Annotated in this window: 20 protein-coding genes and 2 pseudogenes; 8 read left to right on the top strand and 14 right to left on the bottom strand. The window is 69.0% G+C overall.

Features of this window, described 5'->3' with window-relative positions; all coding sequences use genetic code 11:
- Window positions 1-184: 184 nt before the first annotated feature.
- The gene (locus ABZ915_RS33850) at window positions 185-757 is read right to left on the bottom strand and encodes a dihydrofolate reductase family protein (RefSeq protein WP_361811159.1); all 573 of its coding nucleotides are present in this window, start codon (window positions 755-757) and stop codon (window positions 185-187) included.
- A gap of 487 nt (window positions 758-1,244) precedes the next feature.
- Window positions 1,245-1,685, bottom strand: coding sequence for a VOC family protein (locus ABZ915_RS33845; RefSeq protein ID WP_361811157.1), 441 nt, complete (start codon window positions 1,683-1,685; stop codon window positions 1,245-1,247).
- A gap of 192 nt (window positions 1,686-1,877) precedes the next feature.
- Between ABZ915_RS33845 and ABZ915_RS33840 the strand changes: the two genes are divergently transcribed.
- Window positions 1,878-2,066 (top strand): hypothetical protein, encoded by a 189-nt coding sequence (locus tag ABZ915_RS33840; protein WP_361811155.1) that lies wholly within the window; start codon window positions 1,878-1,880, stop codon window positions 2,064-2,066.
- A gap of 97 nt (window positions 2,067-2,163) precedes the next feature.
- Here the strand turns inward: ABZ915_RS33840 and ABZ915_RS33835 are convergent, their stop codons facing one another.
- The 3 genes from ABZ915_RS33835 to ABZ915_RS33825 all read right to left on the bottom strand — a co-directional run bounded on the left by ABZ915_RS33835 (window position 2,164) and on the right by ABZ915_RS33825 (window position 4,015).
- Window positions 2,164-2,403 (bottom strand): hypothetical protein, encoded by a 240-nt coding sequence (locus tag ABZ915_RS33835; RefSeq protein WP_361811153.1) that lies wholly within the window; start codon window positions 2,401-2,403, stop codon window positions 2,164-2,166.
- A 146-nt stretch (window positions 2,404-2,549) separates the two neighbouring features.
- Window positions 2,550-2,984: an ATP-binding cassette domain-containing protein gene (locus ABZ915_RS33830; RefSeq protein ID WP_361811151.1), complete on the bottom strand. Its 435-nt coding sequence runs from the start codon at window positions 2,982-2,984 to the stop codon at window positions 2,550-2,552.
- Window positions 2,985-2,995: 11 nt separating this feature from the next.
- Window positions 2,996-4,015, bottom strand: coding sequence for a hypothetical protein (locus ABZ915_RS33825; protein WP_361811149.1), 1,020 nt, complete (start codon window positions 4,013-4,015; stop codon window positions 2,996-2,998).
- An 81-nt stretch (window positions 4,016-4,096) separates the two neighbouring features.
- Here ABZ915_RS33825 and ABZ915_RS33820 point away from each other — a divergent pair, with 81 nt between their 5' ends.
- Window positions 4,097-4,408, top strand: coding sequence for a helix-turn-helix transcriptional regulator (locus ABZ915_RS33820; RefSeq protein ID WP_361811147.1), 312 nt, complete (start codon window positions 4,097-4,099; stop codon window positions 4,406-4,408).
- Complete coding sequence (locus tag ABZ915_RS33815) at window positions 4,405-5,166, top strand: hypothetical protein (protein WP_361811145.1); 762 nt, start codon at window positions 4,405-4,407, stop codon at window positions 5,164-5,166. Before ABZ915_RS33820 ends, ABZ915_RS33815 begins: the two co-directional genes overlap by 4 nt.
- Before the next feature lie 398 nt (window positions 5,167-5,564).
- On the opposite strand, the pseudogene ABZ915_RS33810 reads toward ABZ915_RS33815, so the two are convergent.
- Window positions 5,565-6,303: pseudogene (locus tag ABZ915_RS33810) on the bottom strand (phosphotransferase).
- On the bottom strand, window positions 6,237-6,479 hold the full coding sequence (locus ABZ915_RS33805) for a DUF6207 family protein (protein ID WP_361811143.1): 243 nt from the start codon (window positions 6,477-6,479) through the stop codon (window positions 6,237-6,239). Before ABZ915_RS33805 ends, ABZ915_RS33810 begins: the two are co-directional and overlap by 67 nt.
- Before the next feature lie 103 nt (window positions 6,480-6,582).
- Here ABZ915_RS33805 and ABZ915_RS33800 point away from each other — a divergent pair, with 103 nt between their 5' ends.
- Window positions 6,583-7,269: a hypothetical protein gene (locus ABZ915_RS33800; RefSeq protein WP_361811141.1), complete on the top strand. Its 687-nt coding sequence runs from the start codon at window positions 6,583-6,585 to the stop codon at window positions 7,267-7,269.
- Window positions 7,270-7,472: 203 nt separating this feature from the next.
- Window positions 7,473-7,898 (top strand): hypothetical protein, encoded by a 426-nt coding sequence (locus ABZ915_RS33795; protein ID WP_361811139.1) that lies wholly within the window; start codon window positions 7,473-7,475, stop codon window positions 7,896-7,898.
- A 404-nt stretch (window positions 7,899-8,302) separates the two neighbouring features.
- On the opposite strand, the gene ABZ915_RS33790 is transcribed toward ABZ915_RS33795, so the two are convergent.
- Window positions 8,303-8,782: a hypothetical protein gene (locus ABZ915_RS33790; protein ID WP_361811137.1), complete on the bottom strand. Its 480-nt coding sequence runs from the start codon at window positions 8,780-8,782 to the stop codon at window positions 8,303-8,305.
- Between the two features lie 316 nt (window positions 8,783-9,098).
- Here ABZ915_RS33790 and ABZ915_RS33785 point away from each other — a divergent pair, with 316 nt between their 5' ends.
- Window positions 9,099-12,206, top strand: coding sequence for a tetratricopeptide repeat protein (locus ABZ915_RS33785; RefSeq protein ID WP_361811135.1), 3,108 nt, complete (start codon window positions 9,099-9,101; stop codon window positions 12,204-12,206).
- A gap of 359 nt (window positions 12,207-12,565) precedes the next feature.
- The gene (locus tag ABZ915_RS33780; RefSeq protein WP_361811546.1) at window positions 12,566-12,952 is read left to right on the top strand and encodes a DUF4240 domain-containing protein; all 387 of its coding nucleotides are present in this window, start codon (window positions 12,566-12,568) and stop codon (window positions 12,950-12,952) included.
- Here ABZ915_RS33780 and ABZ915_RS33775 read toward each other — a convergent pair.
- Together ABZ915_RS33775 and ABZ915_RS33770 are read right to left on the bottom strand one after the other, a co-directional pair.
- Window positions 12,844-13,998 carry a nitric oxide synthase oxygenase gene (locus ABZ915_RS33775; RefSeq protein WP_361811133.1) on the bottom strand — a complete coding sequence of 385 codons (1,155 nt, stop codon included), beginning with the start codon at window positions 13,996-13,998 and terminating at the stop codon, window positions 12,844-12,846. The genes ABZ915_RS33780 and ABZ915_RS33775 overlap by 109 nt on opposite strands.
- Before the next feature lie 107 nt (window positions 13,999-14,105).
- Complete coding sequence (locus tag ABZ915_RS33770) at window positions 14,106-15,248, bottom strand: globin domain-containing protein (protein WP_361811131.1); 1,143 nt, start codon at window positions 15,246-15,248, stop codon at window positions 14,106-14,108.
- A gap of 939 nt (window positions 15,249-16,187) precedes the next feature.
- On the opposite strand from ABZ915_RS33770, the pseudogene ABZ915_RS33765 reads away from it, so the two are divergent.
- A pseudogene (locus ABZ915_RS33765) lies at window positions 16,188-16,280 on the top strand (IS5/IS1182 family transposase); the annotation flags it as partial.
- A 199-nt stretch (window positions 16,281-16,479) separates the two neighbouring features.
- Here the strand turns inward: ABZ915_RS33765 and ABZ915_RS33760 are convergent.
- The 4 genes from ABZ915_RS33760 to ABZ915_RS33745 form a co-directional block, all read right to left on the bottom strand.
- Window positions 16,480-17,784: a beta-L-arabinofuranosidase domain-containing protein gene (locus ABZ915_RS33760; protein ID WP_361811129.1), complete on the bottom strand. Its 1,305-nt coding sequence runs from the start codon at window positions 17,782-17,784 to the stop codon at window positions 16,480-16,482.
- A gap of 22 nt (window positions 17,785-17,806) precedes the next feature.
- Window positions 17,807-18,919 (bottom strand): IS110 family transposase, encoded by a 1,113-nt coding sequence (locus ABZ915_RS33755; RefSeq protein WP_361811127.1) that lies wholly within the window; start codon window positions 18,917-18,919, stop codon window positions 17,807-17,809.
- Window positions 18,920-19,105: 186 nt separating this feature from the next.
- Window positions 19,106-19,312: a beta-L-arabinofuranosidase domain-containing protein gene (locus ABZ915_RS33750; protein ID WP_361811125.1), complete on the bottom strand. Its 207-nt coding sequence runs from the start codon at window positions 19,310-19,312 to the stop codon at window positions 19,106-19,108.
- A gap of 366 nt (window positions 19,313-19,678) precedes the next feature.
- On the bottom strand, window positions 19,679-21,658 hold the full coding sequence (locus ABZ915_RS33745; protein ID WP_361811123.1) for a beta-L-arabinofuranosidase domain-containing protein: 1,980 nt from the start codon (window positions 21,656-21,658) through the stop codon (window positions 19,679-19,681).
- Between the last annotated feature and the right edge of the window lie 22 nt (window positions 21,659-21,680).

Raw genomic sequence — 21,680 nt, 5'->3', positions numbered from 1 at the left:
CTGCCGTCGTCCCACACGGTTGTGGAGCGGGCCCGTTCCCTTACGTCCAGGTGGAGCGTCCTGTTGGACGTACGACCTGGACGCCGAGGGGCGGGGCGAGTCTGCTCGGCTTCGCCTTGGACGTCGGCAGGACCGCAACCATCTATCGCGGGCATCTGCCTTTGGTCCGCACGGGGCCCCGATGTCAGCGGACGACGTCGAACACGTTTTTCTGCAGGCCGTTGGCGTATGCCTCGTGCTCAACCAGCTTCAGCTTCTGGGTGTCCTTGTCCGTTGCGCTGAACAGGCGCTTGCCCGCGCCGAGCAGGAGCGGGAAGACGAGCAGGTGGTAGCGGTCGATCAGGCCGGCGTCCGAGAGGCTCTGGTTCAGGGCGGCGCTGCCGTGGACGATGATCGGGCCGCCCTCGGTCTCCTTCAGGGCGGCGACCTCGTCGAGAGAGCGCAGGATCGTCGTCTCGCCCCAATTTGTCACCAGGTCGTCCTCGGTGAGGGTGGTGGAGACGACGTACTTCGGCATCACCTTGTAGTCGGCGAAGTCCGCCATGCCCGGCCACACCGGGCTGAACGCCTCGTAGCTGGTCCGGCCCATCAGCATCGCCGTGGCTTCCTTCTGCTCGCGGCCCTTGATTTCGAACGCCTCGGGGAGGAACTCGATGTCCTTGAAGGTCCAGCCGGAGTTCCGGTAGCCGGGCTCGCCGCCCGGGGCCTCCACGACGCCGTCGAGCGAGATGAAGGCAGTGCTGATCAGGGTACGCATCTATGGTTCCTCGGTGTCTCGTAACTGGTTCTCAGCAGGTCAGATCGATGCACGCTTCGACCATACTTGCGGCTGCGGCGCATCAACCATGGTCTATGACTGCTGATCATGAAGAAACTCATCGGTCCGCGCCCGATCTTTCCGGCGCTCTCGACGACCGAATCAGCTTCGAGGGCCCCTACGCGCCTCTGGCTGCGGCACCTACCAGCAGCGCAACAGCGACTTGCGGTGAATGACCCGCCCCAACCGGTGATGCGGGATCTTGATGCAGCCGGGCTCAGTGCTCTAGACGAAACGGTCTGGCTCAGGGCCGGCTGCCAAGTGACTGGAGGATCGTCGCCAGGCCCCTGCTTCCTGACGTTGCGCGGGGTTCCGCCCTTGGCGACGTAGGCCAGGCGGGTCACGTCACGGCCTAGCAGCTCCTGGCTGATCGGGCGGTTCAGAACCTCGATGATCTCGTTCGGCTGCATGGTTCGGTTCCTCCCTCTCAGTGCAGTTGCTCGGCCAATCCGACGATGATGCCCTCCGGGCCCCGGAGGTAGCAGAGCAGATGGCTGTCCTGGAACCGGGCGATCTCGCCGACGAGTTCGGCGCCGTGAGGGCGCAGGCGGGCAACGGTGTCCTCGATGTCGTCGACGGCGAACATGACGCGGTGCGTGCCCAGAATGTTGTGCGGCCGGTTGCGCGGTCCGGCGCTGATCACCGCGGGGCTACGGTACTTCGCCAGCTCGAGCCGGCTGTGACCGTCCGGGGTCCGGACCATCGCGATGTCACAGCGCACGCCGTCGAGTCCGGTGCACTGGTCGGCGAAGAGGCCCTCGACCTCAGCCCTGCCCTCCAGCTCCATACCGAGTTCCACGAAGAACGCAATGGCGGCATCCATGTCCTCGACGACGATGCCGACGTTGTCCATCCGCTGGATCGCCATGCTGGTTTCTCCTTCTTCCTCGTGCGGCCGGTGATGGCCGCTAATGCCCCTGGGACGGTGCCGGTGACACCTTCTCGACATCCTCAGACCGCCGAACTCCGAAAAGTCTGGATCGCGCCTCAGCACCGCTACAGCAGCTCCGCGAGCCAGGCGTCACCACCGAGGGTGAGTGTGGCGCAGGTGGCCGCTCCCATGAAGACGATCAGCCGCAGCGGGCCGTCCCTGCAGATCAGCGCTCGATGGGCTCTGGGAACAAGCTCCGGTACGTCACCGTCCAGCCGAACCTCGTCGCCGGGATACGCGCTGACAGACGCAGCCGGCTACATCACCGGCGACAACCTCACCGTCTCCGGCGGCATCGGCGTTCACGCCAACGCCTGACGCGTAATTTGGCTCTGACCTGGAAGGTTCACCGGGTCCGATGCTCAGGCTGTGGCCCTGATGAGCCGACGGCCCGTGCGGGAAGCCGGCCCCACAACTACGTTCTCCACCACGGATAGATGGGCCGCCCTCCTTCCATGCCCGTGTGCTCCGCCGTGCCCTTGAAACTGACCGCTGCCGAGCGCCACCGGCCGGTCGGGCTGGGGACAGTGATCTGGCGGGAGTGCCGGGCCAGTGCCTGGTCGGCGATGTAGTCGCCCAGGCGGGGCGGGAACGCGTGGCCGCGCAGCGTCTCCAACAGGTGCCGGAGCGCTTCGGCCAGGACGTGGCACTCCAACCGATCAGCAGTGTGATCGAGAGGAAGAACGGCGTGCTTCAACCATCGGCCGGAGTCACTGGTTCTGCGAGTTCCTCTCCATGGGGTTGCGAGGCGTCAGCACCAGCTGCGTCTCCTCCCGATGTGGTCCGTGGATAGCCTGGCGTTCATGACGAATAACCCCTGACCTTCCGGTCGAGCGCCTCCCCGAGCCCGGCGAGGTCCAAGGCGTCGCCCAGTGCGGGGGGCGGCCAGGCCTGGCCTGTCGCCGACCACAGGAGCCGCAGGTTGGCTCGGCCCGTGAGGTGCGGCACGAACGCCGGGCCGTCGATGAGGACGCCGACGCGGCGCAGCACACTCGCGCCGAGGCCGATCGGTTCGCCCAGGATGTTCGCGCTGCCGGTGTCCGGGGACGACAGGCCGACCAGCATCCGCATGGTGGAGGTCTTGCCCGCTCCGTTCGGACCGAGCAGCGCGCAGATCTGACCGGCTTGCACGGTGAAGCCGAGCCTGCTGACGGCCTGTCTGCGTCCGTACCGTTTGGACAGCTCGTTGGCGCAGATCATCGGTGCTGCTGCTTCGGTTGCGGTGGACGGTTCCATCGTCACGCCTTTCACCGGTGTGCACCCGGTCGTCGCAAGGAGATGGCGGCCGCTGCGGAGCGGCGGCGGCCGGATCGGGAGGAGTCGCGAGGGAAGCACGCGAGCAGGAGCGCCGTGACCATGGACGTGGCCAGACCAGCGCCGAGCGTGAGGGCGGCCACGGCCGGAACGGACGTCAGCGATCCCGTTCCGAACGCAGGCCACAGTGCGTCGCGGAACGCCGTCGCCACACTGATCGCGATGCACCCGGCTACCAGCGATGCCTCGGCGATGCGGCGGCGCCGGCTGCACGGCGGCCGGGCGATGAATCCCGCGGCCGCGTTGCTGATCACACAGAACGCGAGATTGGAGGTCGCCACGACGATCAGAAACCAGGCGGTGAGCAGCGGATCCGTCCAGCGTTCACCGACAGCCTGTGCACCGGTGATGGCCGCCGCGGCCAGCGTGCTCAGCGTGACGAACACGGTCATCGCGCGGCGGCGTACCCAGGCTGCGGCATCCGGACCGGCCCAGCGCCGCAGTACGGGAATCCGCCGGCAGACGAAGACGGCGTCGCCGAGCCAGTCGTACCGCCACCTGCCGGAGGGGTCCCGCCTGCGGCGCGATCGCACGAGCAGCACCGCTGATACCGCGGTGAGTAACGAGCAGGCGACCAGCCCGCTGATGAGCACTGACGGCCAGGTTCCCGGGGCAAGCGTCTTGGCGATGACCGCGGCCCACTCGGACACCACCGTGAGCCCGATCAGCGTGGTCATCGCCCCGGCCGCACGCACCGTCTGCCGTGCCCGATCCGCACCACCTGGCACCCGCCACGCCAGCAGCCGCAAGGCGATCACCAAGGCGAGCATGGGCACCGTGAACTGGGCCAGGGACACCACCACGTCATACGGGTCGTCCTGCCAGGGACTGGCCGCCCTGACCGTCTTGTCCTGGGTCGCCAACAGCGTCAGCGCCTCGAAGACGCCGGCCGTGCCGAGACTCGCCGACACCACGACCAATGCGGCCCGGCCGTTTTCCTTCGTATGTTCCATGAGCCGTCATAGTACGCGTCTCGTACTACGTGACAAGTAGTATCGCGCCTCGTACCATGTGAAGCTGAGGCAAGGAGGCCCATGCACAGCAACGACGCCCAGATGCTCGTGCTCACCGTCCTCGCGGACGGTCCGCTGCACGGATACGCCATCAACACCGCGATCGAAGAACTCGCCGGCCGCAAACTCGGCCCCGGCAGCCTCTACGGAGCACTGTCCCGGCTGGAGGCACGCGAGCTGGTCCAGCCCGCGGACGAGGCCGCCGAGACCCAGGAACGCCACCGCACCATGCAGATCACTGATGCGGGCCGCAACCAACTGCGCGCCGAACTCCAGCAGATGGCCCGTATCTCCGCCGCCGGCCTGCGCGCTCTCGGGATCACCCCGGCATGAACGCGGCCACGCTCCTGACCCGCCTCTACCCGCCAGCCGTTCGCGAACGCTGGGGCGAGGACATCAGCCACGAGGTCTCCGTATCGGGCATCCGCTCCTGGCCCGACACCCTGGCAGGGGCCGCACGACTCTGGCTCCACCCCGGCGACTGGCCCGAAACGGTCACCGGCCAGACCCGCCGCGTCCTGACCGTCGTCCTGTTCACGCTCACTGCGACCGCCGCGCTGCTGCTGCGCTCAGCCGAACCCTCCACCGCGTTCACGGCCGACATCCGCCACCCCGCCACCAGCGTCTGGCTCGCCCCTCTCCTGCTCGGCATCGCCCTCGCCATGCCACTCCCACCGCTGCGCGGCCAAACACGCCGCCACCTGGCCGTCGCAGCGGTCCGCACCCTGGCAGCTCCGACCGCTGCGGTCGTGACCCTGTGCCTGACGGCATGGAGCGGCATGGCCGACCACCTCACCGGGTTCGCCGACACCGCCGCGGTCGCCTACTACTGGCTCACTCTCGGATTCGTCGCACTCCGCCTGTGCACCCTCGTCGCCCACATCGCCCGAACGGCACCCCTGCCGTCCACACGCCGGCTCTCCGCGGCCCTGCTGCACATCGGAACAGGACTGGCCCTCGCGGCAAGCCAGAACCTCATCGCCGTCCACACCGGCCCCCACCTGGGCTCCCTCACCGAGACCCTGGCACTCGGCCTCCTGGCCGCCGTGGCCATCAGCGCCGGCCATGATCTGCGGCGCAAGAGGGCATAGCCTCCAGCGCAAACACAGGGTCGAGCCCGACCGTCGATTCATCCCGGAACGTCTGGCCCGAAGCCGTCAATGTGAGCGCGACGGTGCATTCGTCGTCGTGCGGGCAGGGCAGCATCACGCCGGGGCGGTACGGGAGGCGGCGCGTGGCCGACCCACTTCGTCGCGTTCGATCTGCTGTGGCTGTCCGGGACCGACACGACCAGCTAGCCGAATCGGCGACGCAGGCCGCACTCGACTCCGTGCTCACCGCCCGTCGGTTGTCCGCCCCGTGGGTGCTGTGCCCGTCGACCACCGACCCGCACACCGTCCGCGAGTGGCCGGCGTGGACGTCAGTCGGGATGGAGGGCGTGCTCTCCCGATATCGACAGCCGGCCCGCTACGACCTCGAAGGTCCACGATCAGCCACGGCCATCCAGGCCGTTGCGATCGAGTACTGCTCGGATCTGGCTGAGCCACTCTCTTCCCAGCTGGCGCCCGTTGGGGAGTCGGTCGCCTCGGTCCCACCGCCACGTTGTGATCACCGCCAGCACGAGGATCCGGCACTCGCGCACCAAGTCTTGATCGACACCCGGATAGTGCTTGCTGACTTCTTCGGGTGCATGGGCGAGGTCGAATTCGACAGGCCCGCGGCAACACGTCTCAAGGTCCATGAACAGCAGCCCGTTCTTCGTGGTGAGCAGATTGCCCGGGTGCGGCTCGCCGTGCAGCAGCTGCTCGGTGCCGCGCTCGCTGATCACTCGCCTCAGGCTTCGTAACGTGTCGCCGAGCAGTTCCCGGTCCGCGTCGGCGAGCGCCGGAGTGTGGTCGCGGTTCGCGACGAGTTCGAGGTGGGTCGGGTTCGTAGTAGGTCCATAGCGTGACCGCGAAGCCGTCACGCTCGTAGGCGCGTGGCTCCACTCGAGGTTCGAGAGCAGCCACCGGGCACTCTGATTCGGCGAGCCGCTGAGCAAGCTCGACTTCGAACTGTGCGACCTGATGCGCTACAGGCGCCACCTGGGCCACGACACCACAAGGCAGCAGACGCAGAGTGAGCTTGTTCGAGTCATGAAGAACGATCGCGTCGTCGACTGTCAGGTCAAGTGATGAAGCGGTCCGCATGGCCGCGGCCACCGCACGCGGGACCTCTGACGCCTGCATCGTCGCCTGGCCCCTCTCCCAGTAGCGCTGCCATGAGTCTCCACGGAATCGGCGAATCTGCCCCTTTGGCTGCTCAGCCCACAACCGAAGGCAAGTGTGTTGACGTCGTCGGCGGCCGCGACATCAACGACCATCAGGCCCGGCTCGCTCACGTGCGTCTCGTTGATCGGGCCCATGCACGGCATTACGCCCTGGCACCCTCAGAAGGTTCGAGCAGGCCTGTGGGGCTGGCCAAGGCCGTCGCGGCGGCGAGTATCGTTCGTGCCCCGGAGGTCCAGGATGAGCGACAGTCTGCGATGGCTCGGAGAGCACTGCTACGAGCCGCCCATGAGCGGCCCGGGGATGCGCGGCGGCGTATCGCTGACAGCGGTGCGCGGGCTCCCCGTGGCTGAACTCCTCAGGCGGCTGAGGGCGCGGGAGGACGAACTGGCCGCTCCTGTCCGGTACCGGGATTTCGGCTTCACCGCGGACACGGCGTCACTGCGGCCCTGTATGTATGGGACGTCGGGCGAATGGAGTTATGTCCTCGAGGGATCGGGTTCGTCCACGTGGTACGAGCGCTGGTTCTACGACGATCCCGTCGTGAAGCCGCTTTCCGGAGAGGAGATGGTGTGCCTCGATCCGAACATCGCGGTTCAGCCCTGCCGGTTCGCCTACGCTCCGGGCGGCGACGGCGCCGTGTGGTTCACCGAGTTCGGGGACAGCCCCTTGAGCAGCCGGCAAGTGGACACGACCGGGAGGATGGCGGCCCTGGACGCGGCCCTGCGGGCGTTCGGCGCGGTGGATCCCGGGCCACCCGAGTTCGAGCGCAGGCCGGACTGGGTGAGTTTCGTCGATGAGCACCACGGCGGTGTGCCCGCCGTGGTGTGGCAGGCCGTGAGCGACTGCCTCGGCATCCGCATTCCGCGGACGGACGTCGAAGAGGGGAATCTTCCGATTGCGCTCCTGGACGACCCTTTCTCATGACGTGTACGCGGGGCAGTACGGAAGCGGACAGTCGCAGCGACGCCCTTGCTTCCGCCAGTGGGGCGGGCGTTCGGGAGCGGATGGCAGGACCGGATGCCGCGTCGTCCTGCGTCCTATTACCGGTGACGTAACGTCAAATTACTTAGGATGCTGGCAAGTTGCGTGGACACGGTACTTGGCCAGCAGCGCGATCATGTGGTGTCATGGCCGACTTGTCGTTCTCGTACGCGCATACGGAGGAGCAGGCGATGGGCCTTCGGAGCAAGGTCACCGTAGCGCTGGGTGGAGCACTTCTGATGGCCGCGGGCACGGTCGTGCTGGCGCCCTCTGCGTCCGCAGAGGAGACCTGCCCCTACCCATATGTGTGCTTCTACCAGAGGGACCCCGCCGACTATCCCAACGCCACCATCAGTGGCAGGTTCCGGGAGGTCACGAGTGGCTGGCAGTGGCTGACCGGGTCCAAGGGGAGCGATTTCGTCCGCAACACGCGCAACGACGACGTGGTCTACCTGCACATGACCGACGGCAAGGTGTACTGCGTCGAGAACAACAGCCACAAGTCCTTCGTCAACGACGAACCGCAGCGCTTCGTGGACGGAATCCGCATCTCGTCGAACCCCAACTGCTGAGTGTCGCCCAGTACGACTGAGTTACGCGCCCCGGAGGACGACAATGCCGCGGTGGCAGAGGAGTTACTGAGATTGATCGCGTGCTGTCGCGCACCAATCGCCGTTGAGGCGCGCGCCGGCGAGCCGTGCGTGACCCGGCGGCGGTGAGGTCGCGACGCACACGCACGTCTTCGGACCGCCGCCGACCGCGTCGGCGCCGGCCGAGGCGCCGCCGCCCGTTGACCTGAAAGGGATGTTGCCGGCGCACTGAGCGCGACGCAGCGCGGCCGACCCGGCCTACACGCAACACGGCCCAGCTTGTCCCGATCCTCGGCCGGCACGGACGAAGATGCACAGCCCGGCGATGGCACGTGGTCACGCCGGAAGGCGGCGGCACGGGTGTGCCGCCGCCTTCCGGGGCTGCCTCAGGCCTGCACGAGCACGGTGCACCAGACCTCGTTCTTGTCGCCGATGCCGCAGTCGGCGATCTCTCCGCTGCGGATTTTCGTCCAGACACCCTTCTGCCGCCAGTGCCAGGTACCGACCCGCGAGAACCGCTCGTGGTACCCGCGGGAGGCGAACGTGAAGGCGTCGACGTCCACGCCGGTGCCGTTACCGCCCCGCGTGCCGTTGCCGAACGAATCCTGTTTGCACTTGGCGTGCTTGAACTCGCTCCCGGTGCCGCCACCCCAGTTCCACACGTCGCAGAAGTGCGGGCCCTCGCCGAGACTCGTCGTGTAGTGCATCGTGCCGCCGGTCCTGTTCTTCACCGCGCCGCACAGAGGACCTACGCACCCGTCCGCGGAGGCGGTCGTCGCCCCCGCGACGACCGCTCCGGACGCCATGAAGGCAGTGGCGACGACGGCGACGGCCGTCCGGTTCGCTCGGGACATCATCTTGCGCATGCAGTTCCATTCTCTCGTTGCGTCGGCGCGGCCACGCCTCGCGCGGCTACCGGCAGGGCAGGTGGCAACGCCGCTCTCCGGGAGCTCCGCGCGAGCCACCGTCGGGGTTCTCTCCGGCACGCGGCGTCTGCCGCGATCCACCTGACGGCCCGTGAGGCGAGGATCTATGGTGAACCTTGCGAAAACCTTGTGACGGCCGTTCCGCGACGGCCCCAGAGCGAATGACGGAGGGCCGTTGGAACCCCGGCTCCTGCTCGGCGGACGAAGAGCCCCGCAGCCGGCCGGTCGTTCCACCGCCTGTTCCGGGTGAGGCACGATGAACCTGCACCTACTCGGCCCTTTGGAACTGCGCGTCGCGGGGTGCGTGGTCGACCTGGGGCAGCCGCGTCGTCGAGCGGTCCTCGCGGCGCTGGCAGCCGACACCGGTCGGCCGGTCCCTGTGACCACGTTGGTGGACCGTGTCTGGGACACCGCCGCGCCCGATGGTGCTCGGTCGGTCCTCTACTCGCACATCAGCCGTCTGCGGCGGCTCCTCAACGGCGCGGCATCGGCGTCAGGCGGCGGCGAGGCGGAGGTTCTCCCGCCATCGCTCCACATCGGCAGGGCTTCCGGTGGATATGTCCTGGAGGCGGACGAGCACGCCGTCGACCTGCTCCGCTTCCGCTCGCTCGTCGTGCAAGGGCACGAGCCGCACCTGTCCGACACACGCCGCGCGCACCTCCTGGAGGAGGCACTGCGGCTGTGGTGCGGTGTGCCGCTGGCGGGGCTGCCGGGGGCGTGGGCGGAGCGTACGCGGATCGCCTGGACGCAGGAGCGTGTCGAAGCGGCGCTCGCTTGGGCCCGCATCCTGGTGCGGCAGGGAAGGCCCAAGGAAGTGCCCACCGTCCTGCAGCCCTTGCTGACGGAGCACCCGCTGTGCGAGCCGCTCGCCGTGGCGGTGATGCGGAGCCTGGCCGCCGCTGGGCGAACGGCCGAGGCAGTGCACACGTACACCGGGATCCGTCGACAGCTCCACGCTGAGCTGGGCGTGGCTCCGGGTGCCGAACTACAGGCGCTGTACGAGGAGATGCTGCGGGGCACCGGACGGGAGGAGTCGACGGGTGCGGGGTCCGACGCGGTCGCTGTCCGTACGCCCGCCCCGGCCCCAGTCCCGGTTCCCGCTCAACTCCCCATGGACGTACGCCCCTTCAGCGGGCGAGAGGATCAGCTGGCCGAGCTCACGCGGTGCCTGGTCGCCGCGGACGGCCCGGACGGTGCGGAGCGTGGGGCGGCGGTGGTCGTCTCCGCCGTCTTCGGCACCGCGGGCGTCGGCAAGACCGCGCTGGCCGTGCGCTGGGCGCACCAGGTGCGTGAGGCCTTCCCCGACGGACAGCTCTACGTCGATCTGCGAGGCTACGATCCGGACGAGCCGGTCTCCGCCGCTCAGGCCCTCGCCGGGTTCCTCACCGCCCTGGGCGTGCCCGGCCCGGAGATACCACTGCGGCTCAACGACCGTGCCGCGCGCTACCGCACCGCGGTCGACGGACGGCGTCTGCTCGTCCTCCTCGACAATGCCGCCTCCGCGGCGCAGGTGCGCCCGCTGTTGCCCGGGAGCCCGACGTGCAAGGTACTGATCACGAGCCGGGACTCGCTGTCGTCCCTGGTGTCGGTGCACGGGGCGCGGCGCGTGGTCGTCGACGTCCTTTCCCCGCACGAGGCGCTCGCCCTGCTGCGCACCCTGATCGGACCGCGCGTCGACACGGACCACGCGGCCGCCACCACCCTGGCCGAGCAGTGCGGCCGGCTGCCCTTGGCGCTGCGGGTGGCGGCCGAACTGGTGCTGTCACGTCCCCTGGAACCCCTGGCCCACCTCGTGGAGGAACTGCGGGATCACCGGCGGCGTCTTGATCTGCTGGACTCCGGCGACGGAGATCCTCGGGCTGCCGTTCGGGCCGTCTTCTCTTGGTCCTACGACCGCCTCCCCGAGCATGAGGCACGCCTGTTCAGGCTGCTGGGCCTGCACCCGGGGCCCGATGCGGACGTGCACTCGGCCGCCGCCCTGGCCGACGAGACCGTGGAGCGGACGCGGCGGTACCTGGACGTCCTGGCCCGTGCGCACCTGGTGCACCGGAGCGGTCCCGGCCGCCACGGCATGCACGACCTGCTGCGCGTCTACGCCGCGGAGCTCGCGAACCGGCATGACGAGGCGGTGGAGCGCGACGCCGCCGTAACCCGTCTGCTGGACCACTGCCTGGCGGCGTCGGCGGTGGCCATGGACGTGCTGTATCCCGCCGAACGGCATCTGCGTCCCGCCGTCGAGGTGTCCGGCACCGGTCTGCCGCCGCTGCGTACGGCCGACGAGTGCCGCGCGTGGCTGCGCACCGCGCAGCCCACACTGGTGGCGCTGTGCTCCAGGACCGAGGAGCCCGGGCCGTCCCGGCACACCGTGCGGATCGCCACCACGCTCCACCGCCACTACGAGCGCTCGGGGCATTTCGCCGACGCGCTGACCGTTCACACGCACGCCATACGGGCGGCCCGTACGGTGGGAGACACCCGTGGTGAGGTCGATGTCCTCGCCTGTGTCGGCGCGGTCCACCGGCGGCTCGGGGACTACGAGAGTGCCCACCAGCACCACGCGGATGCGCTGTCGCTGTGCCGTCAGGTCGGGTATCGGGCCGGGGAGGCACGTCATCTCACCAATGTGGGCGTGCTGCACGAGTTGCAGGGCCGGTACCGGGAGGCCGCCGAGCACCACGAGAGGGCGGTCGAACTGTTTCGCGTGGTCGGTGACGCCCACGGTGAGGCCGATGTGCTGAACAACCTCGGCATCGTGCAGGAGTTGCTGGAGGACTACCAGGCGTCGACCGAGCGGTACCGGCAGGCGCTGGCACTGTACCGGCAAACGGGCCATACGTTCGGGGAGGCCAGCGCCCTAGGGAACCTGGGGATCGTACTGGCGCGGCTGGGCGAGCACTCCGCCGCGGCCGGACACTTCGAGCGGGCGCTCGCGCTCTTCCGCCGGCTCGGACACACCGGCGGAGAGGCGCACGCGTTGTCCAACCTGGGCAACGCGCTGTGCCGTCAGGGCCGGTACGAAGAGGCCGCCGAGCACCAGCATCAGGCCCTGGCCAACTTCCGGCGGACCGGAGAACGCTACGGAGAAGCGGGCGCCCTCAACGGCCTGGGCGAGGCCCTGCACGGCACAGGACAACACACCCAAGCCCTCCAAGCCCACACATCGGCGCTGGAAGTAGCCCGTGAAATCACAGAACAGGAAGAACAGGCCCGCGCCCACACCGGCATAGCCCACATCCAGCAGAACAGAGGGGAACACGCTCTGGCCGTGGACCACCTCCACCAAGCGCTGTCCCTCTACACCGCCCTGGACTCCCCACGCGCAGAAGAAGTACGCAACACCCTCCTCTCCCTGACCGCCCGGTAACCCGTCCACGGGCACAGACCTATGAGTCACCCGACGACGACCCCGCGCCCCGCCGCCCCGCCGCCCCGCCGCCCCGCCGCCCCGCCGCCCCGCCGCCCCTTGGAGCGTGCACCAGTACTGGCTGAAGGCCAGGCCTGCGGCGTGGGATCGCGGCCAGTTCCTGATCGGCGACAACCCGGCGGTGTCCGTGGAAGGAAGCATCACCACGTAGGGCTGACGCTGACGAGGCTGCTGCACCTTGGCCGTGGCATCCGCTCTCGGGCAGCGCGGGGATGAGTGTCAGATGTCTCTGCCACAGTGACAGCATGACGACCGATGGGGTCTCCCGGGCCATGCCACTCAACTGCTTCTGGTAGCTCATTGATGCCGCGCGTGCGGAAACCAGGACGGACCGGCCGTTTGCCGACGCGCTCGCCGACCTGCTGGCAGCACGCTCGCGGCAGGAGATCGTTGCGTATGAGCGGACATTCGAGCAGGTGGGATCGGCGCTGTATCGATGGGATGTATGGGCGGCTGCGTACCTGATCGGCGGAGGTTGTTCCGATGACGCTTTCCTGGACTTTCGGGCGGGCGTCATCGCGTTGGGACAGACCAGGTATGACCAGGTCCTGGCCTCTCCAGACAGCCTCAAACACCGCTACTGGGCCGAGTGCGTTGGGCAGTCCCGCCACGCGTGGTCTCGGTGCGGCCACGCTGCGGTCCGGTGCACGAAGGCCGGCCGCAGGTCGGGGTCCTCGGGGTCGTAATAGCGGTGGAACACCGCGGTCGTCCCTCCGGACAGGGGCGGGACGATCCAGCTCCAGTCCGTCGGCACCGGGCGCCCGTGCCGCCCCTCGCGGTCAACGTGCGCGAGGAACCGCCGCGACTCCGTATGGTGGTCGGCCATGGTCACCCCCGCCTGCTCGTAGGAGTGCAGGACCGCCAGGTTCAGCTCGACCAGAGCGCGGTCCCGCCACAGGGTGCGCTCGTTGCGAGTGTCGAGGCCGAACAGCTCGGCGACGGTGGGCAGCAGATCATAGCGGTCGGTGTCGGCGAGGTTGCGCGAGCCGATCTCGGTGCCCATGTACCAGCCGTTGAAGGGCGCGGCCGGGTAGGTGACCCCACCGATCTCCAGCAGCATGTCGCTGACGGCCGGCACCGCGTACCAGCGCAGGCCGAGGTCGGCGAAGCCGGGATGGCGCGGATGCGTCAACGGCACCTCCAGCACGGCGTCCTCGGGCACCTCGTACAACTCCGGGGCCAGGCCAGGACCGGGCTGCACCAGCAACGGCAGCACCTCGAAGGGGGTTTCGCCGCCCTTCCAGCCCAAGTCCCTGGCCAGCGCTACTCTGTGGGCGCTGCGTGGGTCGTCCGCGTAGCGCACCAACTGCTCGCCCAGCAGCGAGGCGGCTGGACGGCCAGGGCGATCGGGGGCGAAGACGCTGACGACAGGCCGGATACGGCCTCCGTTGGTGGCGATTCGCAGATGTTCGAAGCACTCGCTGGCGATGTCATCGGGATGTGTGACGTACCGCAGGTCCCGCACGATCAGGTTGTTCCAGTAGAGCCGGCCTATGCAGCGCGCCGCGTTGCGCCAAGCCACCCGCGCGCCGAACGCCAGCTCCGCCGGGGTGTGTTCGTATGTGCCAAAGCGCTCCACCTCTGCGGTGACCTCCGCGAGCCGCCGGCGTGGATCGCCGTCGTCCGGGTTCTCGGCGGCGTACTGGCGGATGAACACCTCAGCGGCCTCCAGGACGGCCCCCTGCGTCGACAGGCGGCGCCATGCTGAGGCGGAGGAAGGGGGGAGCTGCATCGCGGAGTCTCTCCTGCTCGGTGTCTGGTGCTCACACGGGCCCGGCGGGCGGGTGCGGTGAGCGGGTAGCTGGGCTGGGGCCGAGGCGTGAGGTTCGGGCCGGACGCTCAGTCCTCGGGCGATTCCCGCAACTGCGGGGGCAGCAGCGCGGCCTCGAGGGCGGGCACGTCGAAGGGGTCGAAATGGATCCGCTTCTCCGGGATGCCCTGCTGGGCAAGGGTGGCACTGGCCTGCGTGACCATGTCCACCGGCCCGGAAAGGAACGCCTCGTGCCAGTCCCACGGCCCGAACTCGTTCAGCACCCGCGGCAGGGTGCCCTCCAGCCCCGCGATGCGCTCGTGCGACACCGCTGCCCGCACCGAGAGCCAGTGGTGTCGCTGGGACATCCTGAGCATGTCGTCCAGGCCATAGAGCTCCTCGGCGGTCCGCGCGCCGACGAAGACGTCGACGTAGCGCTCGATACCGGTGCGGGCCGCCTCCTCGACCAGGGCCCTGATAGGGGCTATGCCGGTCCCGCCCGCCACGCACACCAGATCCCGGTCGCTGCGCGGGTCGAGCGTCATGTCGCCCTGAGTGGGTCCGAGCCGCACCACGTCCCCGGGCTTGGCTCTGTAGACCAGGCCCTGGCTGACCTGGCCCCGGGCGACCGCGCGCACGTGGAAGGTCACGGTGTTGTCCCGTCGTGGCGCGTGCGCGGGCGAGTAGTAGCGCCACGCCTTGGGCTGCCAGGGCGTCTCCACACTCGCGTACTGGCCTGCCGTGTACGGGTAGGGCCCATCGGGCCGCACCGTGATCTCCGCGATGCCGTGGCCGCGGTACACATGGTGGACGATCTCCGCCTCCCACACCGCGGGCGCCGTGCGGGCGTCCTCCCCCGCGGCGTGCGTCATCACCTGCGCGACGACGCCGTATCCGTGCATCCATGCGGCCGCCGCCTCCGGGCTCCACGCCGGACCCGCGTAGCGGGCCAGGGCTGCGAGCAGGCACTCGCCCACCGCGGGGTAGTGGCCGTCCAGCGCCCCGAACTTACGGTGATCGCGACCGAGCCGGCCGCAGAACCGGATCAGGTTCTCCGGGTCGTCGACGAGGTCGACGATCCGCAGCAGCCCGCGCAGCAACCGGTCGCGCTGGACGTCCAGGTTGTCTGGGAAGAGCCCGCGTACCTCGGGGTGGCGCATGAACAGAATGGCGTAGAAATACACCGTCATGTCCGCGGCGGACGGGCCGACCGCGGTCACGCTCGCACGCATCAACGCGATTTCCTCCGCGGTCAGCGGCACAAGGTCCGGCAGCGGACCCGGCGCCGGGGCAGTCGGAGGAGGCGCTGCGGTTTGCGATGGCTGCACCGCGGCATCCGCTGCGTCACGGCGTCCCCTGTCTCCTCGCGACGCACGGGTGAATATCACCAGGTGCCACCCGCTTCGGACTGAATCATCATCACGTCCTGCCGTTCCGTGACGAACGACGGCAGCAACGCCGTCGGCGGGCGTGCCCCGGGACCATGGGAGGTGGCTGCCGCCCGCCCCGCTCGGGGGTAGCCGTACCGAGATACGACCGCTGGTCGAGGTGGATGCTGTAACGGCCCCACGCGTTTCCGCAGGCGTTGCCGGCAGCAATGGGGAGCTGCCGACACTGACCAGAGAAGATCATCGTCCTCGCCATGTGCATGTACACGCTCACTCCAGGTATGCATCTATTCCGAGTAATCAGATGAAATGCGAAAAATCACCCCATGAGGGGATCATTTTCCCAAGTTGGGGAGTGGTTTTAGGCCACCGACCGCATCAACGCGCCACCACACCAGCACACGGTTCACAACAAACAGGCACAACGCCACTACATCGACACACGACTCACAAGAAGCAGTCACATCTCTCTCGCCGTGCGCAACGACATCCTGCGCTTCGTCGGCGGCCGGATCACGGCGGAGGCAGGGCCCGGTTCAGCTACACCGCGCCCGTCTGCACGAACGGCGCCCGCGACCCCGGAGCCAGCGACCAAGAGATGCCGAGATGCTCGGAGTCATCGCCGAAAGACTCAAGGGACTTCTATATCCAGGACGTCGGTGGTCGCACCATGGAACTGTCGGACGTGGAAATCAACGACATTGATTACCTGGATCTCGACCATTTTTGACCGCGTCCTGCGTGGCAAGGCGGACATTGACCAGGTGTACGGCGGCGAACGCGGAAACGTTGTTCACAGCCATCATCCATGTGCTGGTCAGCGGGTGCGTCAGGCAGGTGTTACCGCCCTGCTTCGGCATCTTCAAGGCGACCGCCCAAACGCCAACTTGATCGACGTCACCCGCGTTGCCCTCGACTGCCGCTCCTCGTCGGCGTCTCGAGGGTCACCAAAGGCTCCCTGGTCAGCGCCTCCATGACGCCGGGTCGTTCCTGTTCACCCGGGCCGCCATCGAGAAGTCGGTGGCGCTTACGACTCTTGGTCTGCCTGTGGTCGGATCCCGCCGTACCGCCAGCCTCAGTGCCTCAGGTCCGCGCGGCCCGCGGCCGCGACGACACGATCCCGCTCGGTGCGCGTGAACAGTCCCTCGGACAGCCATCCGTCCGCGAGGGCGCGTACCGCCCGCGCGAAGCGGCCGGAGGTGGCAAAGGGAGCCTGCTCCCAGAGCACGTCGAGGAAGGTCAGACCGTCACCGCGGACGCGGTTGGGCACGCCCGAGCCGGTCGTGCCGAACACGACGACGGGTTCTGAGCGCTTGAAGTAGGCGTGGTAGCGGGTGTCGTCCGCCACGTGGAACGGTGCGAGGGTCAGACCGTGCGTGGTGAAGTGCATGGGGCGGCCCTCGGGTCGGATCGAGTCGGCGAGATCGCCCCGGAGTGTGAAGTCCTTGTAGAAGGACAACACGCGGAATTGCCGTTCCTGGCTCCCCGCGACCAGCAGGACCGGCCCGTAGAACACCGACTGGACGGTGGGGTCGTCCAGGGCCCTTTCGATGCGGAGGCGGTAGGGAGTGGAGATCCGGATCCGGTCGCCACGCCTCCAGTTTCTGCTCAGGGTGAGGTAGCTGCCGGGCACCGCCTCGGCACGTTGCCGGACCCCGTTGACCGTGACGGTGAACCCTCCTGTGGCCCAGGACGGAACGCGGAGTCTGACGTCGAGGCTGCCGCTGCCTTCACGGATCGTCAGGGTGCGTACGCCTCCGGCCGGGTACGTGCTGGTCTGCTCGACGACGAAGCCCCGCTCCGGCCATCGCAGCGTCGAGGCGAGATAGAGGTTGACGTACAGGGTGTTGCCGTCGGCGGAACAGAAGTAGACCGAGTCCTGGTACTTGGTGTGGTTCTCCATGCCGGTGCCGCCGCAGCAGGTGCCGGTGTTGTCGTACTCGCGCTGCGCCCCTGGGCCCATCCCGACGAAGTAGGTGACCTCCGGGCTGTCCGTGCTGGGGGCGTCCCGGCGGGAAGCGAGGATGTGGTTGGTCAGGCGCCGCTCGTAGTAGTCCATGTAAACGGGGTCTTGCCGGTGGAAGAACAACTGCCGGCTCAGCTTGAGCATGTTGTACGTCGCGCAGGTCTCGGCGTTGTTGTCGCCCAGGGTGGCCGCGATGGCACCCCGGGCGCGGAACATCTCGCCCTGACCCGTACCGCCCAGGCTGTACGTCCGGGGGCCTGCGACCATGCCCCAGAAATTGCGGGCGGCGTCGGCGTACTCCTCCTCGCCCGTTGCATCGAACAGCCGCAAGTACCCGGTGAACTGCGGGATGTGCTGGTTGGCGTGCCTGCCCTCCAGGATGTCGCGCTTCTCGGCGCAGGCATCCAGCAACACCGTGTTGATGCCCCTATGGATGTCAAGCGGCGTCTTGGGCTGGTCCCGTGCGGTCTGCCACGGTGGTCTTGGGGACGATGATTTGGTAGATCTCGCGTGCGACGTACCGCTTGAGGCAGCGGATGATCTCGCGACGCGTCTTGCCCTCCGCGAGGCGCCGCCGCATGTACTCCTGGGAACGTTCCTCCCAGCGCAGGCGGCTGAGGACGATGCGGAAGATTGCTGCGTTGGCCTGGCGGTCGCCGCCTCGGTTGAGTCTGCGACGCTGGGTCTTGCCGGATGATGCCTCGACCGGGCTGGTGCCGCACAAGGCCGCGAAGGACGTCTCGCTGCCGAGGCGCCCGGGGTTGTCACCAGCGGCGATGAGCAGGGTTGCGGCACTGTCCGGGCCGACGCCGTTCACCTCGAGCAGGGCAGGGGCGCTCGCAGTGACAGCTTCGGCTATCCGCTTGGTGAGGTCGTTGATCTCCTCAGTCAGGCTCTGGATGCGGCGGGCCAGCAGTCTCAGGGTGTGCCGCGCGGCGTCTGCCGGCCGGGAGATCTCCGATTCCGCGAAGGCGGCACACTGTTGGAACAGCTTCGGGTTGCTCAGCCCGGCCAGGGACTCGCGGAGTTCGGCGTCAGCGCAGATCAGGACGCTCTTGAGCTGGTTGATGGCCTGGGTGCGGGACTTGATCGCGGAGCTCTTGGCCAGCTTGAACAGCCGCAGCATCTCCACCGGGCCGTCGCCCGTCTTGGCTGTGGCAGTGGCCCGGCCGGACAGCACGGCGCGGGCGGCGGCCTCGGCGTCGATGGCGTCGGTCTTGCCGTGACGTCGGCGGGCGGCCTTGTCGGGCTGATTGACCTCGGTCACCTCGATGCCCTCGGCTCGCAGATGCCGCGTCAGGGCTGCCCCGTAGGAGCCGGTGCACTCGACTCCGGCCCGTCGCAGCACGCCGAACGAGCGTGCCCAGGCGACGAGTTGGTGATAGCCCTCTGCGGTCGCCGGGAAGCTGCGTCCGTCCAGGGCGCCGCCGAGCGTGGTGATGACGGCTGCGGCGTGGACGTCTTTGTGGGTGTCCACGCCGAGCAGGACTTCTTCGGCGGCGTCGGCCGGGATGTGACACGGGGCAGCGGACTGCGTGATGCTGGGCAAGGTCGCCTGTCTCCTGATCGCCTCGGGTACGGGTGGCCGTCGCCGGGCCGGGGCGGTCAAGACTGTGACGGTGCCTGTCGCGAAGGCCCCTATCGGGACACGTCCCCTGCCCGGCGGCAGCGAGTACCGCTCCAGGCAGTGGCCGACAGATCAACGCCAAGGCAGCAACGCCAGTCGAAACACGGGTCAGGCCACCGCCCGAAGCGGCACCCGACCATCCTCACAGTCGAAACAGCGAGCGGCAGCGAGGTGCTCCTCCCGTCCGGTGAGGGCGTACAGGTCCGCCAGCACCTCGTTCATCCCGCCGTACTCCCCCGCGATGTAGATCGACCACATCCGCTCCACTTGAGCCTTCGGCAGACGGCCGAGCCGGCTGTGCACCCAGTCGCCCATTTTCGAGGCGATGGTCAGGGCCTGAGCGTTCCCGGATGCGGTCGGCCGGGTACGCCCTGGCGTAGTCGAGCATCAGGTCGCGCTTGCGGCGGAACACGCCGTCACTGAGCGTCACCTGGTCCAGTGGGAAGGGGCGCACAGCCCAGGTGGGCGGGGCGGGCACCGGAGCCGCGGCGGGCCGGACGGGCACTGCGGGCGGGACCGGGCCGGTCGTGTCGGCGTACGCCGACGGGGTGGCGTACTCGAACGGGGCGCGGTCGCGGCCACGGTCCCGGCCGCGAGTTTCAACAAACGGCGTCGGGTGGGGGGTTGGGACATCGTCGGACTCCGGTCATCGGTCATCGGTCATCGGTCATCGGTCATCGGTCATCGGTCGTCGGTCGTCGGTCGTCGGCGGGTTCCGGCGCCGTCCTGTTCCACGGCCGGCAGCCACACCCGCATCGTCGAAGGCCCGCGGTTCGCCCAGGAGTGGTAAGGGACCAGGACGATCCCCGTGCGGTCGGCGGACGGCGCGGCGGCGGTCGCGTCGAGCGGCCGGTACGGCCAGGTCTCATCGCGCTGTACGTCGTACGCGCTGATCTGCCCGGCGGTGACCACCGTGCCGTCCGTCCCGTCCTCCGGCGGGACGGACGCGTCCACCCGAATCACGTCGACGTCGTGTCCTTCCGGCAGGTCCACGGACTCGGCGCAGTACACCAGCGGACCGCGCTGGACGGCCACCGTGCCCCGGACGGCGTCGACGCGCGGGTCGGCCCTGATCCAGCGCGGCCGTACGGGCAGTTCGAGCCGGATCTCATCACCGGGCCGGAACCCGCGGGTCACCTCGGTCATGCCCGGGGTCACGGTACGGCGGGTCCCGTCCGGGTCGACCAGCCATGTCGTGGCGCCCGCCGTCCACGCGGGGACGCGCAGCGACACGGTCCACGGGCGGTCCGCGGACGACCGGTCGATCCGCACGGTCACGCTTCCGCCCGACGGATAGTCGGTACGGACGCGTAGCGCGACCCCGTGACCGCCTTCGAGTGAGGTGGCGATCTCCGCGTCGGCGTACTGGTGCAGTTGCACGCCGTGGTCGTCGGCCGTCGCAAGGTATGCGGGCAGCTGGGCCAGCGTCCGTGCCACATTGGTCGGACAGCAGGACACGGCGAACCAGGGCGCGCGCAGGCTCGACTCGGCGCGCGGGCTCACCGCGTCCACGGCGGGCACGGCGCCCCGGTGACGTCGGTGCAGGGTGTTGGCGTAGAAGAAGGCCCGGCCGTCCTCCGCCGGGGACGTCGCGACCACGTTGAACAGGGTCCGCTCGGCGAGGTCGGCGAAACGCGGCTCGCCGGTGGCCAGCAGGAGCCGCCAGCTGAGCATCACGGAGGCGACGCCGGCGCAGGTCTCCGAGTAGGAGCGGTCCGGCGGGAGGACGAAGTCGTCGCCGAAGGACTCGTCCCGGTGGTGCGAGCCCATGCCGCCCGTCAGATGGGTCCGTCGGGCGACCGCCGCCTCCCACTGCCGGACGACCGCGTCGAGCAGGTCGTCGTCCCCGGTCTCCACGGCCACGTCGACGGCACCGGCCGCGAGGTAGAGGGCGCGCACGGCGTGGCCGCGCAGCACCGCGGCCCGTCGTACGGGCCAGTCGTCCTGGTAGTAGGCGCGGCCGAACTCGTTGTCGGCGAGCGTGCCGTGGCCACGGCGGTCGACGAAGAGCGCGGCCTGGTCGAGGTAGCGCTGTTCCCCCGTCAGCCGGGCGAGTTCCACCAGGGCTGTCTCGATCTCGGGGTGGCCGCAGACGCCCTCGATGCCGCCCCGTCCGAAGGTCGCGCAGACGTGGTCGGCGGCCCGTCGGGCGATCTTCGTCAGTTCGCCCTCGCCCCGGGCCCGGGCCTGGGCCACGCCCGCCTGGATCAAGTGTCCGTGGCAGTAGAGCTCGTGGCCCCATTCGAGGTCGCTGTAGCGGGGCTGCTGTCCGGGGTGGCCGAAGGCGGTGTTCAGGTAGCCGTCCGGTTCCTGGGCGGGTGCGACGGTCTCGGTGAGTGCGGCGATGTCCGCGTCGAGCGTGCGCGCGGCGCCGGTCTGCCAGGCCATGGCTTCGAGGAGCTTGTAGAGCTCGGAGTCGGCGAACTCCCGGCCGCGTCGGTCCCGGTGGGCCCGGCCCTGCGCGGCGGCCCGGAAGTTGCCGGTCCAGCCGACGCGTTCCATCCAGTCGCGGCAGTGGCCGAGGGTGGCGCTCTCGTTGGTGTGCCGGCGGCGGGCCCAGAATCCCCCGGTGATCCTGACCTCGTCGAGACCGAGCGGTCGCAGCCTGCCGCGGGTCGGTGCCACGGGCAGGACGAGTGATCCCGCTGTGTTCTCCTTCACCACTTCATGCCTTCGGTTCGTC

Source organism: Streptomyces sp. NPDC046915 (assembly GCF_040644935.1).
GTDB lineage: Bacteria > Actinomycetota > Actinomycetes > Streptomycetales > Streptomycetaceae > Streptomyces.
This window is presented reverse-complemented; position numbering and strand designations above follow the sequence as displayed.